The 221-nt window shown below is 61.5% G+C and carries 1 pseudogene; it reads left to right on the top strand.

The features are described 5' to 3' along the window. Positions 1 to 191: pseudogene (locus ACXAH0_RS25415) on the top strand (IS21 family transposase); the annotation flags it as partial. Positions 192 to 221: the final 30 nt, after the last annotated feature.

Raw genomic sequence — 221 nt, 5'->3', positions numbered from 1 at the left:
TCCCGCTGAGCTTCGATCCGGGCGAGGCCTACCAGTTCGACTGGAGCCATGAGATCGTGATCCTCGACGGCGTGACCACGACGGTCAAGGTCGCCCATGTCCGTCTCTGCCGTGTCCGCCCGGTGAAGCCGGTCTTCATGGCGGCGCCGCGCTCTGTTACGCTGCTTTTGCAGCGTAACACCAAGGCATGAGTTCGTTGATGCGATTGATCTTGTGGTCGG

It is taken from the genome of Roseibium sp. AWQ4_290 (assembly GCF_056160985.1).
Note: the sequence above shows the minus strand (reverse complement) of the source record. Positions and strands in the feature narration are given on the sequence as shown.